Source organism: Geodermatophilus sp. SYSU D00696, from assembly GCF_054050235.1.
In genome coordinates this window covers 1-14,186 of the sequence record NZ_JBJGYY010000042.1, presented here as the reverse complement: position 1 = coordinate 14,186, position 14,186 = coordinate 1, and the positions used below count along the sequence as shown (strand labels likewise).

The window sequence follows — 14,186 nt, the reverse complement described above, 5'->3', positions numbered from 1 at the left end:
TCCGGCCGGGCAGGATGCCGGTCGTGACCCGGAGCGCCGCGCGGCCCACCGACGGCTCCGGCCGCCCGCCCGGCGTCCCCTCTGCAGCGGCCGAGTACCTGCAGCTGGTCCTCGACGACGCCGCCGCGATCGAGTACGAGGGTCCGCTGGTGCGCGCCCGGGCCGGCGGCGCCGACGCCGCGACGCTGGCCGAGCTGGAGCGGGTGCGGCTGCTCGCCCTGCAGGTGCGCGCCGCCTTCGCCGCCCGGCGGCGTCGCGAGTCGGAGCTGTCGGCGCTGTTCGAGACCGCCAGCGACCTCGCCACGCTGCGCGGGGTCGACTCGGTGCTCACCGCGATCGTCCGCCGCGCCCGCCGGCTGCTGGGCACCGACGTCTCGTACCTGACGCTCAACGACGACGCCCGCGGCGACACCTACATGCGGGTCACCGACGGCACCGTCTCGGCGCGGTTCCAGGCGCTGCGGCTGCCGATGGGCGCGGGCCTGGGCGGCCTGGTGGCCCAGACGGCGGCGTCGTACTGGACGGCGAGCTACGCCGCCGACACCCGGTTCCACCACACCGACGAGATCGACGGCGGGGTCCGCGAGGAGGGCCTGGTCGCCATCCTCGGCGTGCCGCTGATCCGCGGGTCGCAGGTCATCGGCGTGCTCTACGCCGCCGACCGCACCGAGCGGACCTTCGACCGCTCGGAGGTGGCGCTGCTGGGCTCGCTGGCCGCGCACGCCGCCATCGCGCTCGACAACGCCCGGCTGCTCGAGGAGACCCGGACGGCGCTGGAGGAGCTCTCCGCGGCCACCCGGGAACTGCGGGCGCACACCGAGTCGGTCGAGCGGGCCGCCGGGGCGCACGACCGGTTCATCGACCTCGTCCTGCGCGGCGGTGGGGTGGACGACGTCGCCGCGGCCGTGACGGAGGCCCTGGGCGGGCGGATCACCGTCCTCGACGAGGAGGGCCGGCCCTCCCCTGCGGCCGACGGGGACGACGCGCTGCCGCCCGACCCCGCCGGGGCGCTGGCGCTGGCCCGCTCCACCGGGCGGACGGTCCGCGTCGACGAGTGGTGGACCGCGGCGGTCACGGTCGGCAGCGAGCTGATCGGCGGCCTGGTGCTGCACCGCCCGGGCGACCTCTCCGACGCCGACCAGCGCATCCTCGAGCGGGCCGCGCTGGTCACCGCACTGCTGCTGCTCATCCGGCGCACCGCCAGCGAGGCCGAGGGGCGGGTGCGCGGCGAGCTGCTCGACGAGCTGCTCGGCGTCCCCCTGCGCGACGCCGACGGGCTGCGCGAGCGGGCGCGGCGGCTGGGCGCGGACCTGGACCGGCCGCTGTCGGTCGTCGTCGTCCGGGTCGAGGAGCGCTGCCGCGGCCGGGCGCTGGCCGCCGCCGGGCACCTGGCGGCCACCCGCGCGGGGCTCGCCGGGCTGCGCGACGGCCGCGTCGTCCTGTGCCTGCCCGATCTGCCCGCCGGCCCGGCTGCGGCCCTGGTGCGGCGGGAGCTGGCGGCGGCGCTGGGCAGGCCGGTGACCGCCGGCGGCGCCGGGCCGGTGCAGGGCCCGGCCGCGGTGGCCCCCGCGGCGGCCGAGGCGGGGCGCTGCGCCTCGACCCTGGAGGCTCTGGGCCGCAGCGGCCAGTCAGCGAGCGCCGAGGAGCTGGGCTTCGTCGGCCTGCTCGTCGGCGAGGGCCGTGACGTCCCGGGCTTCGTCACCGCGACGCTCGGGCCGGTGCTCGACTACGACGCCCGCCGCGGCACCGACCTGGTCGCCACCCTGCGGGCGTGGTCGGACACCGGCGGCTCACCCGCGCGGGCGGCCGAGGCGCTGGGCGTGCACGTCAACACCGTGACCCAGCGGCTGGACCGGGTCGGCCGGCTGCTCGGCCGCGACTGGTCGGCACCCGAGCGGGCGCTGGAGGTGCAGCTGGCGCTGCGGCTGCACCGGCTGACCTCCGCCGAGGGCGCCGTCGGCTAGCCAGGTGCGCCTCCGGGCGGGAAGACGGTGCTCTGGATGTCGTGCTCCCTGCCGCAGCGCCGGCAGATCTCGTGGTCCGGGCCGCGCAGCCGCTCGTCCTCGGGATGGCGCTGCACGTAGGCGTGGAACCCCAGCCGGCACGACAGGGGCATGCGGACGGCGCTCGCGTCGCCGGCCATGGCGATCGCCTCCTCGTCGGGACGCCCAGGGTGGCACCGCCGGCCTCCCGGTGGGAGCCCTGGACGCGCGCCGGCGGCACCTACGCTGGTCCGGTGCCCGACGTCGCCGTCCTGCTGCCCGCCGAGGAGTGGACGGCGCGCGCGGCGGCCCACGACGCCCGGGTCGAGCGCTGGACCGGGCCGCACCGCGGGCGCCGCCGCCGCGGCGAGAGCCACCCGGTGCTCGACTTCCTGTTCACCTACTACTCCGAGACGCCGAGCCGGCTGCGCCGCTGGCACCCGGGTCCGGGCGTCGCGCTGGCGCCGTCGGCCGACGGCCCGGCCCCGCACGCCGCCTGGCGCTGGTACGCCACCGGCGACGACGGGACGGTGTCCCTCGACGTCGCCGCGTACCTCGCCGGCCGCGAGCGCACCGTGCGGTTCGTGCGGGACCTGCTGGCGGCCACCGCGTCGCGGCCGCCGCAGACCGGCTGCTTCGGCCTGCACGAGTGGGCGATGGTCCACCGCGCCGACGAGCGCCGGCACGCCGTCCCGCTGCGGCTGGGGCGGGCCGGCACCGACGCCGTCGTCGAGTCGCACGCGATCCGGTGCAGCCACGTCGACGCCTACCGGTTCTTCACGCCGTCGGCGGTCGCGCTCAACCGGCTGCGGCCGACGCGGGAGACGCAGGTCGCGATGGAGCAACCGGGCTGCCTGCACGCGACGATGGACCTCTACAAGTGGGCGTACAAGCTCTCCCCCGCGGTGCCCGGGGAGCTGGTGGCCGACTGCTTCGCGCTCGCCGTCGAGGTGCGCGAGCTCGACATGCGGGCCTCGCCGTACGACCTCGCCGACCGCGGGTACCCGCCGGTGCGGATCGAGACGCCCGAGGGCAAGGCGGAGTACGTGGCCGCGCAGCGCGGGTTCGCCCACCGCGCCGCCCCGCTGCGGCAGCGGCTGGTCGACGTCTGCGACTCCCTGCTGACGTCCTGAGGCACTCGGTCGACATCCTCCCCCACCGCAGTGCGTCCTCCCTCACGGTGGGCGGTGAGGGAGGACGCCGCACGATCAGGTCACCTGATCGTGCCCGTCGCCCGGACGCCGCTCGCGGACCCTGTGGCGGCCGGCCACACCCCGGTCCGGCCGCCGTACGGTCGGGGGGTGACCTCACCCCGCGCCGACCGCTGGCTGCGACTCGACGGGACGACCAACACGCGCGACCTCGGCGGCCTGCCGACCACCGACGGCGGCACGACCGCGTTCGGCCGGGTGCTGCGCAGCGACAACCTGCAGACCCTCAGCGACGACGACCTGCGCCGGCTCGCCGAGCTCCCGCTGCGCGACGTCATCGACCTGCGCACCACCGCGGAGGTCCTGCTGGAGGGCCGGGGCCCGCTGCGCGCGGTCGAGGGCGTCACCCACCGGCACCTGAGCCTGCTGCCGGAGAAGGGGCACCACACCGACGTCTTCGCCGTCGAGGAGGACGACGTCCCCGACCTGCCCGCGGACTGGGCGGAGACGCTGCTGCCGCGGCAGACCACCGAGGCCGACGAGGTCGAGCCGCCGGCCGTGCGTTCCTACCTGGGCTACCTGCACCACCGGCCGGAGAACGTGCTGGCCGCGCTGCGGGTGATCGCGGACGGCGAGGGCGCGACGGTGGTGCACTGCGCCGCGGGCAAGGACCGGACCGGCGTGGTGGTGATGTTCGCGCTGGCGGCGGCCGGTGTGCCGGACGAGGAGATCGTCGCCGACTACGCGCTCACCGCCGAGGTCATCGACGCGCTGGTGGCCAAGCTGCGGACCTCGCCCACCTACGCCGAGGACATGACCAACCGCGACGTCGCCAGCCACACCCCGCGCGCGCAGACCATGCGGCGGCTGCTGGAGATCCTCGACGAGCGGCACGGGGGCCCGCTGGGCTGGCTCACCGAGCACGGCTTCGGCCCCGACGAGCAGGCCGCGCTCCGGAGGCGCCTGCGCTAGTCCGCGCTCCGTGGAGCCGGCGCCGATCCACGCTCGCGCTGCTTGTGCCGGTACATGGCGGCGTCGGCGTCGCGCAGCAGCCGCTCGGCGACGGCGGAGGGGTCGGCGGCCGGGCCGGAGTGGACGGCCACACCGGTGCTGGTGCCGACGTCGACCGGGGTGCCCTCGAGCCGGAAGGGCACGGCGAACGCCTCCGCCACCCGGGCGACCACCGCGTCGGCGGCGGCGGCCGTCGACAGCCTCGGCACCAGGACGGCGAACTCGTCGCCGCTGAGCCGCCCGATGGTGTCGCCGGGCCGGACGGCGGCGCGCAGCCGGGCCGACACCTGGCGCAGCAGCTCGTCGCCGGCCGCGTGACCCAGGGTGTCGTTGACCGCCTTGAACCGGTCGAGGTCGCAGAACAGCACGCCGACGTGCCCGGACCCGGCCGAGGCGGCCAGCGCGGCGGCCAGCCGCTCCCGGAAGAGCACCCGGTTGGGCAGGCCGGTGAGCGCGTCGTGGGTGGCCTGGTGGCGGACGGTCTCCAGCAGCCGGGCCTTCTGCAGCGCCGTCGACGCCTGGTCGCCGGCGCCGCGCAGGCGGGCGAGCACGTCGGCGTCCAGCGCGCCGCTCACCTCGCCCGTCGACCAGCTGGCGGTCACCACGCCGAGGAAGCTGCTGCCGGCCAGCAGGGGGACGGCGACGACGTCGGTGAGGTCCAGCGCGGTGAGCAGGTCGCGCATGGGGACGCTGGCGCCGGTGGCGCTGACGATCCGCGGGGCGCGGTCGGTGAGCATGCCGAACAGCTCGGGGACGTCCTCGGCCCGCAGCGACGTGGCGCGCATGACGGCCTCCTGCTGCGGGCGCAGCCCCACGGTGGCGGCCGTGGCCAGCGTCCCGGCGGCGGGGTCCCACAGCATGACCGCGGCGTTGGTGCAGCCGACGACGCTGGGCAGCGCCCCGGCCACGACCTCGCAGATCCCGGCGACGTCGGACGCCTGGGACAGGCCGTGGGCGAGCTCGAGCAGCGCACCGGCCCGGCGGGCCTCCGACCGGCTCCCCTCGAGCGCCATCACCAGGTCGAGCGCGGCCGCGGCGTGGCCGGCGTAGGCGGCGAGCATCGCGTGCTCGTCGCCCAGCCCGCCCTCGGCGGAGCGGCCGAGCGCGGCCAGCCGGCCGTGGGTCCGCCGCGCGGAGGCCACGTCCACCACGACCGCGCCGGGACCGAGGTCCTCCCCGGCGAGCAGCCGGGCGGTCAGGACCGGGACGTCGGCGGTGGGGAGGCCGGCGCTGTGCACCAGCGGGGCACCGCCGCGGGGTGAGGAGACGGCGAGCAGGTAGGCGGGGGCCAGCACCGCGGCGGCGGCGCGCTCGACGATGCGCGGCAGGACGCTCTCCAGGTCCTCGCCGTCGACCAGGTCGGTGGCCGCGGACTGCAGGGCGCGGACCTGGCTGCGCAGGGCGGCCAGCTCGGCGTCGGCGGCCACCTCGCCGCGGCGGCGCCACGGCAGGCGGGAGCGCCGGTCCCACGAGAGGTGGTAGAGGCAGGCGTCCGCGCCGGAGGACTCGCACTCCTCGTGGACGACGTGCGCCGGCGCCAGCCCGAAGACGGTGGGGACCATGCTGATCAGGCCGCGGGCGTAGTCGCAGTCCAGCCGCGAGTGCACGTAGCCCTCGTGCAGCCGGTAGCGGATGGTCGCCGACGTGGCGTCGGAGTGGAGCACCTCCATGGTGGAGGTGGTCGAGAAGTTGGCGACGGCGCGCGGCAGCTTGGCGTAGACCTGCCGGGGCGAGCCCATGGCGCGCACCAGCACGACCACGCTCGGGTTCATGCCGGTCCGCAGCGCCTCGGCGCCCACCCGGAACAGCACGCCGGGGTCGCCGAGGACCTCGGTCGCCGCGGTGAACAGGCGGATCCGGGTGTCGTAGCTGCTCCAGGTCGAGGGCTCGGCGAGCTCGGCGGCGGTGAAGGGCACCCCCGCCCGGCGCACGACCTCCTCGGCCGCGGCGTCGCCGGCGTGCTGGCGCACGAAGGCGAGCAGCAGCCCGGTCGTGGCGCCGGAGGTCTCGTGGGCCTCGCCCGGTACCGGGTCCCCCTCCCCCGGTCGGCCGGGGGTCCGGGCGGCTCCCCGGCGTCGTCCAGTCACGGCAGCGGTATCGGCACCCCGCCGTTCCGGGTTGAGCCGCCGACCCGAAGGGGGGAGGACAGCGAACGGCCCCGGGCTGCGGGGCAGTCCGGGGCCGTGCGGGAGGCGCTCCGAGGCGCCGGGGTCCTGGGGACCCTGCGGTTCAGAACCCGCTGTTGTTGGCCATCGTCAGCAGCTCCTCGCGCATGGCGGGGCTGCTGGTGCGGGCGAGCGCGCGGTCGAGGGCCCGCCGCGTGCGAACAGCCTGCCGACGCTGACGCCAGGTGGTCCCGATCGACATGTCCGTCTCTCCTCTTCGGTGCTGCGTGGGGGTGCACCTGTAGTAAAGCAGGTAACAGCGAGGATGTTCCGACGATCCGTAGGGAGCATCGTCACATTCCCGACGATCGTTCACCCCTCAGAGGGAGGCCGGACACCTCCCGAGCCCTCCCGGCCCGGCGTCCCCACCGCTGCCGGGCCGCGGCGTGCGCGGTCCGCAGCAGTTCCTGGACCGGTCCCGCCGTCCGCGGACCCGGGTCCACGACCGCGAGCCAGCCGAGCCGGCCGTAGACCGGGTGGGCGAGGACGGTGTCGGTCGCGGCGGGGTCGACGCCCTCGGGTGCCGGTTCCCCCGGCGCCCGACCGGTCCACCGGGAGTACTCGGCCGCACCGGTGGCGATGTTGAGCCGGAACGCCCCGGGACGGTCCAGCCCCGACGCCGGCCCGCCGGGGTGGTCCTCGGTGACGACCGTGGCAAAGGGCTGCGTGCGCGGCACCACCCCGTCGGGCGCGTAGTAGAAGAACGGGTCGCCCCAGGCGATCTCGGGCGAGCCGTCGCCCGGGCCGGGGCGCAGCGTCAGGACGCCGCCCAGTCCCTCGACCAGGCCGACGACGTCGTCGATGCTCGTGCGGTCGGTGCTCACGGGTTCGAGCGTGGCACTCGGGTCCCTGTGGCGACCCGGACCGGCTCGACCAGGGAGGACGCGGTGCGGAGTCGCACGTCGGGCCAGCGCACGGTCGACGTCGCGCGGCGGGCCGGGTACTCGGTGCAGCAGGTCCGCGACCTCGAGCGCGAGGGCGCGCTGCCGCCGGCCGGACGGACCCCGGCCGGCCACCGGGTCCTCACCGACGGGCACGTGCAGGCCGCGCTGGCCTACCGGGCGTTCGCCGCGGCGGTCGGCCCGGTGGAGGCCCGGCGGATCGTGCGCACGGCGAACCGGGGGCCGGTGACGGAGTTCCTGGCGCTCGTCGACGGCGCCCACGCGCGGCTGCACACCGAGCGCCGTGACCTGCAGCTGGCGCAGGAGGCGGCCCGGGCGATCGCGGCGGAGCCGGTCGACGACCCGCGGCCCTCCGACGCCATGAGCGTCTCCGAGCTCGCCGGCGCCCTCGGCGTCAGGCCCTCGACCTCCTGCCACTGGGACGCCGAGGGGCTCGTGGTCCCGTGCCGCTCGTCCCCCGGACGGGCGCGGACCTACACGCCCGGCGACGTCCGGGACGCCCGGGTCGTGCACCAGCTGCGGCGGGCCGGCTACGGGATCGGGGCACGGCGCGGCTGGACGCCCTGCTCGATCCGTAGGGCCGTGCGGGTGTTCCTCGTGCGTTGCCGGTCCTGCAGCACCCGCAACGCGCGAGGAACACCGGCAGTGACGGGCCGGCCGCCGGGGGGCGTCAGCCGCGGGTGAGGACGGCGCGGGCGGCGGCGCGGGCCGTGCGCGGGTCGTCGGCGGCCAGGGCGGCCTCGCCGGCCTCCCGGCAGGCGGTGGAGTCGACCCCGGCCAGCCGGGCCCCGACACCGGCGACCGCGGGTGCGGCGCAGGACAGCGAGGTCACCCCCAGGCCGACGAGCACGCAGGCGAGCAGCGGGTCGGCGGCGGCCTCGCCGCAGACGCCGACCGGCTTGCCGGCGCGCCGGCCCGCGGCCGCGGTCGCCGCCACCAGGGCCAGCAGCGCCGGCTGCCACGGGTCGGTGAGGTCGGCGAGGTCGGCCGAGAGCCGGTCGGCGGCCAGCGCGTACTGCGACAGGTCGTTGGTGCCGATCGACAGGAAGTCGACGTGCTGGAGGAACCGGTCGGCGAGCAGCGCCACCGACGGCACCTCGACCATCACGCCGGGCACCAGGCCGCGCTCGCGCACGCGGGCGGCGAAGTCGGCGGCCTCGGCGACCGTGGCCACCATCGGCGCCATCACCCACGGCGCGGCGCCGGTGCGGCGGGCGGCCTCGGCGACGGCGTCGAGCTGGCGGTCGAGCAGCCCGGGGTCGCGGCGGGCCACCCGCAGGCCGCGGACGCCGAGCGCCGGGTTGGCCTCCTCCGGCGGCGTGGCGAACTCCAGCGGCTTGTCCGAGCCGGCGTCGAGGGTCCGCAGCACGACGCGGCGGCCGGCCGCGGCCTGGAACACCTCGGCGTAGCCCGTGGCCTGCTCCTCGACGCTGGGCTCGGCGGCCCGCCCCAGGAAGGCGAGCTCGGTGCGGAACAGGCCGACGCCCTCGGCGTGCGCGGCCATCGCGGCTCGCGTCCCCGCGCCGTCCTGCACGTTGGCGAGCACCGGCACGGTCACGCCGTCGCGGGTGGCGGCCGGACCGCGGTAGCCCGCCAGCGCCTCGGCCTGCCGCCGGGCCTCCGCGACCTGGGCGGCGGCGGACTCCGGCTCGGGGTCGACGGTGACGGTGCCCTCCTCGGCGTCGAGGAGGACGGTGGCCCCCGCCGGGACGACGTCGAGCCCCTCCACGGCGACGACGAGGGGCAGGTTCAGCTGCCGGGCGATGATCGCGGTGTGGCTGGTCGTGCCGCCGAGCCGGGTGGCCAGCCCGACGATGCGGGCGGGGTCGAGCCCGGCGGTGTCGGCCGGCGCCAGGTCGTCGGCGAGCAGCACCGACGGCGTCCCGGGTGCGGGGACACCGGGCTCCCCCTGGCCGGTCAGCTCGGCGACGAGGCGGTCGCGGACGTCCCGGACGTCGGTGACGCGCTCGGCCATCACCCCGCCCAGCGAGGTGAACACGTCGACGAACTGCTGAGCGGCCTGCACCACCGCGACCGCGGCCGGGGTGCCGGTGTCGATGCGCTGCTCGACGGCCGACAGCAGCCCCCGGTCGCGGGCCAGACCCGCGGTGGCGGAGAGGACCTCGGCGGTCATCCCGGTCGCCGCCGCGGCCCGCGCCGCCAGCCGGCCGGCCACCGTCTCGGCGGCCGCGGCGAAACGGCTCCGCTCCGCGGCCCGCGCGGCCTCGGGGAGCGTCTCGGCGGACTCGGCCTCGGGCAGCCGGACCGCGCCGGCCGGGCGCACGACCGGGCCGAGGACGACCCCGGGGACCACGGGGGTGCCGGTCAGCACGGGGGCGGTGGTGGTGGACATGCGGACCTCCGCGTCGGTGGTGGGTAGGGGGACACCGTCGTCCGTCGGTGACCAGAGTCACGACTTCGTGTTGACTTGTCAACCAATCCCACGTAGAACAACACAGACGCAAGTCAGATCCCACGGGTTCGGGCACCACGGGACGCCGATCGGAGGAAGCCGTGTACGCCGAGGAGCGACAGCAGGCGATCGCCACGCTGGTCGTCGAGCAGGGCCGCATCGCGGTCACCGCGGTGGCCGAGCACTTCGGCGTCACCACCGAGACCGTCCGCCGCGATCTCGCCGTCCTGGAACGGGCCGGTGTGCTCCGCCGCGTGCACGGCGGCGCGGTGCCGACGGGGGCGCTCACCCTGGTCGAGACCGCGCTGGCCGAGCGCCACGCCACCCGGGCGGAGGCCAAGCGCAAGATCGCCGCGGCGGCGCTGGACCTGCTGCCCGGTCCGGGCGGGAGCGTCCTGCTCGACGGCGGCAGTTCGACCGCGGCGCTGGCCGAGGTCCTGCCCGCCGACCGGGGCCTGTTCGTGGCCACCAACTCGGTGCCGATCGCGGCCCGGCTGGCCACCGTCCCGGGCATCACGCTGCACGTGCTCGGCGGGCGGGTCCGCGGGCTGACCCAGTGTGCGGTCGGCGAGACCCCGGTCCGCGCGCTGGCCGACCTGCGCGCCGACGTCGCCTTCCTGGGCACCAACGGCATCACCCCCGACCACGGCCTCACCACGCCCGACGAGGCCGAGGCCGCGGTCAAGCGGGCGATGGTCGCGGCCGGTCAGCGCGCGGTCGTGCTGGCCGACAGCAGCAAGCTCGGGCGCGAGCACCTGGTCCGCTTCGCCACGCTCGGCGACGTCGACACGGTGGTCACCGACGGCGGCGCCGACCCCGCCGTCGTGGAGCGGCTCGAGGACGCCGGCGTCGAGGTCGTGGTCGCGTGAGCGGCGGGCGCGTCGTCACGCTGACGGCCAACCCCAGCCTCGACCGCACCCTCGCCCTGCCCGGTCCCCTGACCCGCGGGGAGGTGGCCCGGCTCGGCCCGAGCTCGACCGAGCCCGGCGGCAAGGGCGTCAACGTGGCCCGCGCGCTGGCCGCGGCCGGGGCCGACGTCCTCGCCGTGGTCCCCGCCGACCCCACCGACCCGCTGGTCACCGCGCTGGGCGCCCTGCGCCTGCCGCTGGTCACCGTCCCCACCGGCGCCCCGGTGCGCACCAACTACTCGCTCACCGAGCCCGACGGCACCACCACCAAGCTCAACGAGCCCGGCACGACGCTCGACGCCGGCCTGCGCGCCGCCCTCGCCGCCGCCGTGGCCGCGGCCGCCGCGGGCGCCCGCTGGGTGGTGCTGTCCGGCTCGCTGCCGCCCGGTACGCCCGAGGACTGGTACGCCGAGCTGGTCCGCGCCGTCCGCGGCACCGGCGCGCGGATCGCCGTCGACACCTCCGAGGCGCCGCTGCGCGCGCTGCTGGCCGCCGGGCCCGACGCCGCACCCGACCTGCTCAAGCCCAACGCCGAGGAGCTGGCCCAGGTGACCGGCACCAGCGAGGCCGAGCTGCTCGCCGACCCCGCGGCCCTCTCGGCCGCCGTCGCGCAGCTGCACGGCGGTGGCGTCGCCGAGGTGCTGCTCACCCTCGGCGGTGGCGGCGCGGTGCTGTCCACCGCCGCGGGCGAGGTCTGGTCGGCCCGCGCCCCGCGGATCGCCGTGCGCAGCACCGTCGGCGCCGGCGACTCCAGCCTGGCCGGGCACCTGCTGGCCGACCTGGCCGGCGCCCCGGCTCCCGACCGGCTGCGCCGCGCCGTGGCCACCGGCTCGGCCGCCGCGGCCCTGCCCGGCTCGGCCGTCCCGACCCCGGAGCAGGTCGACCCGGCCGCCGTTCCCGTCTCGCCCGGCCTGCCCGGGTCTCCCCCGCCCACCCCGGAACCCGTCCCGGCCGCCGGCCGGGACGTCCCCTGACGCCCGAAGGGTCCGTCATGACAGCACTGATCACCCCGGAGCTGGTCGTCCTCGACGCCGATCTCGGCTCCGACAAGGAGGCCGTCGTCCGCCGGCTGGCCGGTCTCGTGGCCGACGCCGGCCGGGCCACCGGAGCCGAGGCACTCGCCGGTGACGCCCTGGCCCGCGAGGCCCAGGCCGCGACCGGGCTGCCCGGCGGGATCGCGATCCCGCACTGCCGGTCGGCCGCCGTCACGCAGGCCTCGCTCGCGTTCGCGCGGCTGGCGCCGGGCGTCGACTTCGGCGCCGCCGACGGCCCGGCCGACCTCGTGTTCCTCATCGCCGCCCCCGCGGAGGGCGACGCCGACCACCTCACGCTGCTGTCGGCCCTGGCCCGGGCCCTGGTGCGGCCGGACTTCGTCGCCGCGCTGCGCGCCGCCGCGACGCCCGCCGACGTCGTCTCGCTCGTCGAGGAGGTCGTCTCGCCCAAGCCGACCACCGGCGCCACCGCGGCGACCAGCACCCCCGTGCCCGCCACCGCCCCGGCCGCTGCGGCGCCGTCGGCTGCCCCCGCCGGTGCTCCCGCCGCCGCTCCGGCCGCGCGGCGCACGATCGTCGCCGTCAGCGCCTGCCCCACCGGCATCGCGCACACCTACATGGCCGCCGACAAGCTCACCGCGGCCGCGCAGGCGCAGGGCGTGGACCTCGCCGTCGAGACGCAGGGCTCCTCGGGGTCCACGCCGCTGGACCCGTCGGTCATCCGCGACGCCGACGCGGTGATCTTCGCCGTCGACGTCGGCGTACGGGACCGCGAGCGGTTCGCCGGCAAGCCGGTGGTCCAGTCGGGCACCAAGCGGGCCATCAACGAGCCCGAGGTCATGATCCGCGAGGCGCTGGCCGCCGCCGACGACCCGAACGCCCGCCGGGTGCCCGGCGCCGCCGCCGGCGAGTCCGCCGCGGTCGCCCCGGCCGGCCGGCCGAGCACCGCCACGGAGATCCGCCGCTGGCTGCTCACCGGAGTCAGCTACATGATCCCGTTCGTCGCGGCCGGCGGTCTGCTGATCGCGCTGGGCTTCCTGTTCGGCGGCTACCAGATCGTCAGCACGAACCCCGACGCGGTCACCGAGGGCCAGAGCTACGCACTGAGCTGGGCGCTCGACAACTCCTTCCTCGACCTGCCGTCCGCGGCGCCTCTCGAGGGCCTCAACGACGGGTTCTTCGGCTACCTCGGTGCGCTCTGCACCGTCCTCGGCCAGGCCGCGTTCGCGTTCCTGGTCCCGGCGCTGGCCGGGTACATCGCCTACGCGATCGCCGACCGCCCGGGCATCGCGCCGGGCTTCGTCGTCGGCGCCGTCTCGGTGACCATGAGCGCCGGCTTCCTGGGCGGCCTGGTCGGCGGCATCCTCGCCGGCCTGGTGGCCCGGTGGATCGCCTCCTGGAAGCTGCCCGCCGGTGTCCGGGGGCTGCAGCCGGTGGTGATCATCCCGCTGCTGGCCACGCTGATCTCCAGCGGGCTCATGGTGGCGGTGCTCGGCCGCCCGCTGGCCGCCGCCGTCGAGGGCCTGGGCAACTGGCTCAACGGCCTGAGCGGCACGTCCGCGGTGCTGCTGGGGATCATCCTCGGCCTGATGATGTGCTTCGACCTCGGCGGCCCGGTGAACAAGGCGGCCTACCTGTTCGCCACCGCGGGTCTGGCCTCGCAGACCAGCGGCTCGCTGGTCATCATGGCGACGGTCATGGCCGCGGGCATGGTCCCGCCGCTGGCGATGGCGCTGTCCACCGCGATCCGCCCCGGCCTCTACACCCCGGCCGAGCGCGACAACGGCAAGGCCGCCTGGCTGCTCGGTGCCTCGTTCATCTCCGAGGGGGCGATCCCGTTCGCGGCGGCCGACCCGCTGCGGGTCATCCCGTCGATGATGCTCGGCGGTGCGACCACCGGCGCCATCGTCGCGGCCTCCGGCGTCGAGCTGCGCGCCCCGCACGGCGGCATCTTCGTGTTCTTCGCGATGAGCAACGTGCTCGTGTTCGTGCTGGCGCTGATCGCCGGCACGGTCGTCGGCGCGCTGGCGGTCACCATCGCCAAGAGCATCGGCCGCCGGAAGGCCGACGCCGTGCCCGAGGACGCCGTCGACCTGGCGCACGCCCACACCGCGACGCCCGGCTCCACCGTCAGCGCGCCCGCTCGCGCCTGACAGGGCAGGCTCGACCCCGACACCCACCGATCCCCCGAGAAGCGAGGACGTCGAATGCCCAGTCAGACCGTCACCGTCGGCTCCCGGGTCGGCCTGCACGCCCGCCCGGCCGCGCTCATCGCCGAGGCCGTGGGCAAGGCCGGCGTCCCGGTCACCCTGGCCACCCCCGGCGGCAACCCCGTCGACGCCGGCTCGCCGCTGATGATCATGACGCTCGGTGCCCAGAAGGGGGCCGAGGTCACCGTCACCAGCGACGACCAGGCCGTCGTCGAGCAGATCGCCGGCATGGTGGCCGCCGACCTCGACGCCGAGTAGGCAGCACGGACGACGGCGCCCGTCCCCTCGCGCGGAGGGGGCGGGCGCCGTCGTCGTGTCCGTGCTGCGCCGCGCGAGGATCAGGGTCCCTGATCGTGGAGCGGGCCCCCCCCCCCGGGGGGGGGGGGGGGGGCGCCCCCCCGGCGGTGAGGGAGGACGCCGGTTCCACGCCGGTTCAGCCCACGCCGGCTCAG

At 77.1% G+C, this 14,186-nt stretch carries 13 protein-coding genes; 8 read left to right on the top strand and 5 right to left on the bottom strand.

Annotation, left to right across the window (positions count from 1 at the left end):
• The first annotated feature begins 14 nt into the window (after nucleotides 1-14).
• Nucleotides 15-1,964 carry a helix-turn-helix domain-containing protein gene (locus ACI79O_RS20595; RefSeq protein WP_456915072.1) on the top strand — a complete coding sequence of 650 codons (1,950 nt, stop codon included), beginning with the start codon at nucleotides 15-17 and terminating at the stop codon, nucleotides 1,962-1,964.
• Here ACI79O_RS20595 and ACI79O_RS20590 read toward each other — a convergent pair.
• Complete coding sequence (locus ACI79O_RS20590) at nucleotides 1,961-2,143, bottom strand: hypothetical protein (protein WP_456891307.1); 183 nt, start codon at nucleotides 2,141-2,143, stop codon at nucleotides 1,961-1,963. The two genes, ACI79O_RS20595 and ACI79O_RS20590, sit on opposite strands and share 4 nt — an antisense overlap.
• A 93-nt stretch (nucleotides 2,144-2,236) precedes the next feature.
• Here ACI79O_RS20590 and ACI79O_RS20585 point away from each other — a divergent pair, with 93 nt between their 5' ends.
• Both ACI79O_RS20585 and ACI79O_RS20580 read left to right on the top strand, forming a co-directional pair.
• Nucleotides 2,237-3,115, top strand: a complete 879-nt coding sequence (locus ACI79O_RS20585) for a 3-methyladenine DNA glycosylase (protein WP_456891309.1) — start codon at nucleotides 2,237-2,239, stop codon at nucleotides 3,113-3,115.
• Between the two features lie 168 nt (nucleotides 3,116-3,283).
• Nucleotides 3,284-4,105, top strand: a complete 822-nt coding sequence (locus ACI79O_RS20580; protein ID WP_456891311.1) for a tyrosine-protein phosphatase — start codon at nucleotides 3,284-3,286, stop codon at nucleotides 4,103-4,105.
• On the opposite strand, the gene ACI79O_RS20575 is transcribed toward ACI79O_RS20580, so the two are convergent.
• The 3 genes from ACI79O_RS20575 to ACI79O_RS20565 all read right to left on the bottom strand — a co-directional run bounded on the left by ACI79O_RS20575 (nucleotide 4,102) and on the right by ACI79O_RS20565 (nucleotide 7,133).
• On the bottom strand, nucleotides 4,102-6,231 hold the full coding sequence (locus ACI79O_RS20575) for a diguanylate cyclase domain-containing protein (RefSeq protein ID WP_456915062.1): 2,130 nt from the start codon (nucleotides 6,229-6,231) through the stop codon (nucleotides 4,102-4,104). The genes ACI79O_RS20580 and ACI79O_RS20575 overlap by 4 nt on opposite strands.
• Before the next feature lie 142 nt (nucleotides 6,232-6,373).
• Nucleotides 6,374-6,511: a hypothetical protein gene (locus tag ACI79O_RS20570; protein WP_456877940.1), complete on the bottom strand. Its 138-nt coding sequence runs from the start codon at nucleotides 6,509-6,511 to the stop codon at nucleotides 6,374-6,376.
• A gap of 91 nt (nucleotides 6,512-6,602) precedes the next feature.
• Nucleotides 6,603-7,133: a DUF6194 family protein gene (locus ACI79O_RS20565; protein ID WP_456915061.1), complete on the bottom strand. Its 531-nt coding sequence runs from the start codon at nucleotides 7,131-7,133 to the stop codon at nucleotides 6,603-6,605.
• 63 nt (nucleotides 7,134-7,196) lie between these two features.
• On the opposite strand from ACI79O_RS20565, the gene ACI79O_RS20560 reads away from it, so the two are divergent.
• Nucleotides 7,197-7,895 (top strand): MerR family transcriptional regulator, encoded by a 699-nt coding sequence (locus tag ACI79O_RS20560; protein WP_456915060.1) that lies wholly within the window; start codon nucleotides 7,197-7,199, stop codon nucleotides 7,893-7,895.
• Here the strand turns inward: ACI79O_RS20560 and ACI79O_RS20555 are convergent.
• Entirely contained in the window at nucleotides 7,882-9,564 is a 1,683-nt protein-coding gene (locus ACI79O_RS20555) for a putative PEP-binding protein (protein ID WP_456915059.1), read from the bottom strand. The two genes, ACI79O_RS20560 and ACI79O_RS20555, sit on opposite strands and share 14 nt — an antisense overlap.
• Nucleotides 9,565-9,725: 161 nt before the next feature.
• Here ACI79O_RS20555 and ACI79O_RS20550 point away from each other — a divergent pair, with 161 nt between their 5' ends.
• From ACI79O_RS20550 to ACI79O_RS20535, 4 genes are read left to right on the top strand one after another with little or no spacing between them, the layout of a single operon-like run.
• A complete protein-coding gene (locus ACI79O_RS20550; protein WP_456891320.1) occupies nucleotides 9,726-10,493 on the top strand; it encodes a DeoR/GlpR family DNA-binding transcription regulator in 768 nt (255 codons plus the stop codon).
• Nucleotides 10,490-11,506 carry a 1-phosphofructokinase family hexose kinase gene (locus ACI79O_RS20545; RefSeq protein ID WP_456915058.1) on the top strand — a complete coding sequence of 339 codons (1,017 nt, stop codon included), beginning with the start codon at nucleotides 10,490-10,492 and terminating at the stop codon, nucleotides 11,504-11,506. The genes ACI79O_RS20550 and ACI79O_RS20545 overlap by 4 nt, the downstream gene beginning before the upstream one ends.
• Before the next feature lie 17 nt (nucleotides 11,507-11,523).
• Nucleotides 11,524-13,677, top strand: a complete 2,154-nt coding sequence (locus ACI79O_RS20540) for a PTS fructose transporter subunit IIABC (RefSeq protein WP_456915056.1) — start codon at nucleotides 11,524-11,526, stop codon at nucleotides 13,675-13,677.
• A gap of 54 nt (nucleotides 13,678-13,731) precedes the next feature.
• Complete coding sequence (locus ACI79O_RS20535; protein ID WP_089402746.1) at nucleotides 13,732-13,992, top strand: HPr family phosphocarrier protein; 261 nt, start codon at nucleotides 13,732-13,734, stop codon at nucleotides 13,990-13,992.
• Nucleotides 13,993-14,186: the final 194 nt, after the last annotated feature.

Excerpts from the sequence above, each read along its gene's own strand:
- ACI79O_RS20595 (WP_456915072.1), top strand. The coding sequence starts at position 15 with ATGCCGGTCGTGACCCGGAGCGCCGCGCGGCCCACCGACGGCTCCGGC.
- ACI79O_RS20590 (WP_456891307.1), bottom strand. The coding sequence starts at position 2,143 with ATGGCCGGCGACGCGAGCGCCGTCCGCATGCCCCTGTCGTGCCGGCTG.
- ACI79O_RS20570 (WP_456877940.1), bottom strand. The coding sequence starts at position 6,511 with ATGTCGATCGGGACCACCTGGCGTCAGCGTCGGCAGGCTGTTCGCACG.
- ACI79O_RS20555 (WP_456915059.1), bottom strand. The coding sequence starts at position 9,564 with ATGTCCACCACCACCGCCCCCGTGCTGACCGGCACCCCCGTGGTCCCC.
- ACI79O_RS20540 (WP_456915056.1), top strand. The coding sequence starts at position 11,524 with ATGACAGCACTGATCACCCCGGAGCTGGTCGTCCTCGACGCCGATCTC.
- ACI79O_RS20535 (WP_089402746.1), top strand. The coding sequence starts at position 13,732 with ATGCCCAGTCAGACCGTCACCGTCGGCTCCCGGGTCGGCCTGCACGCC.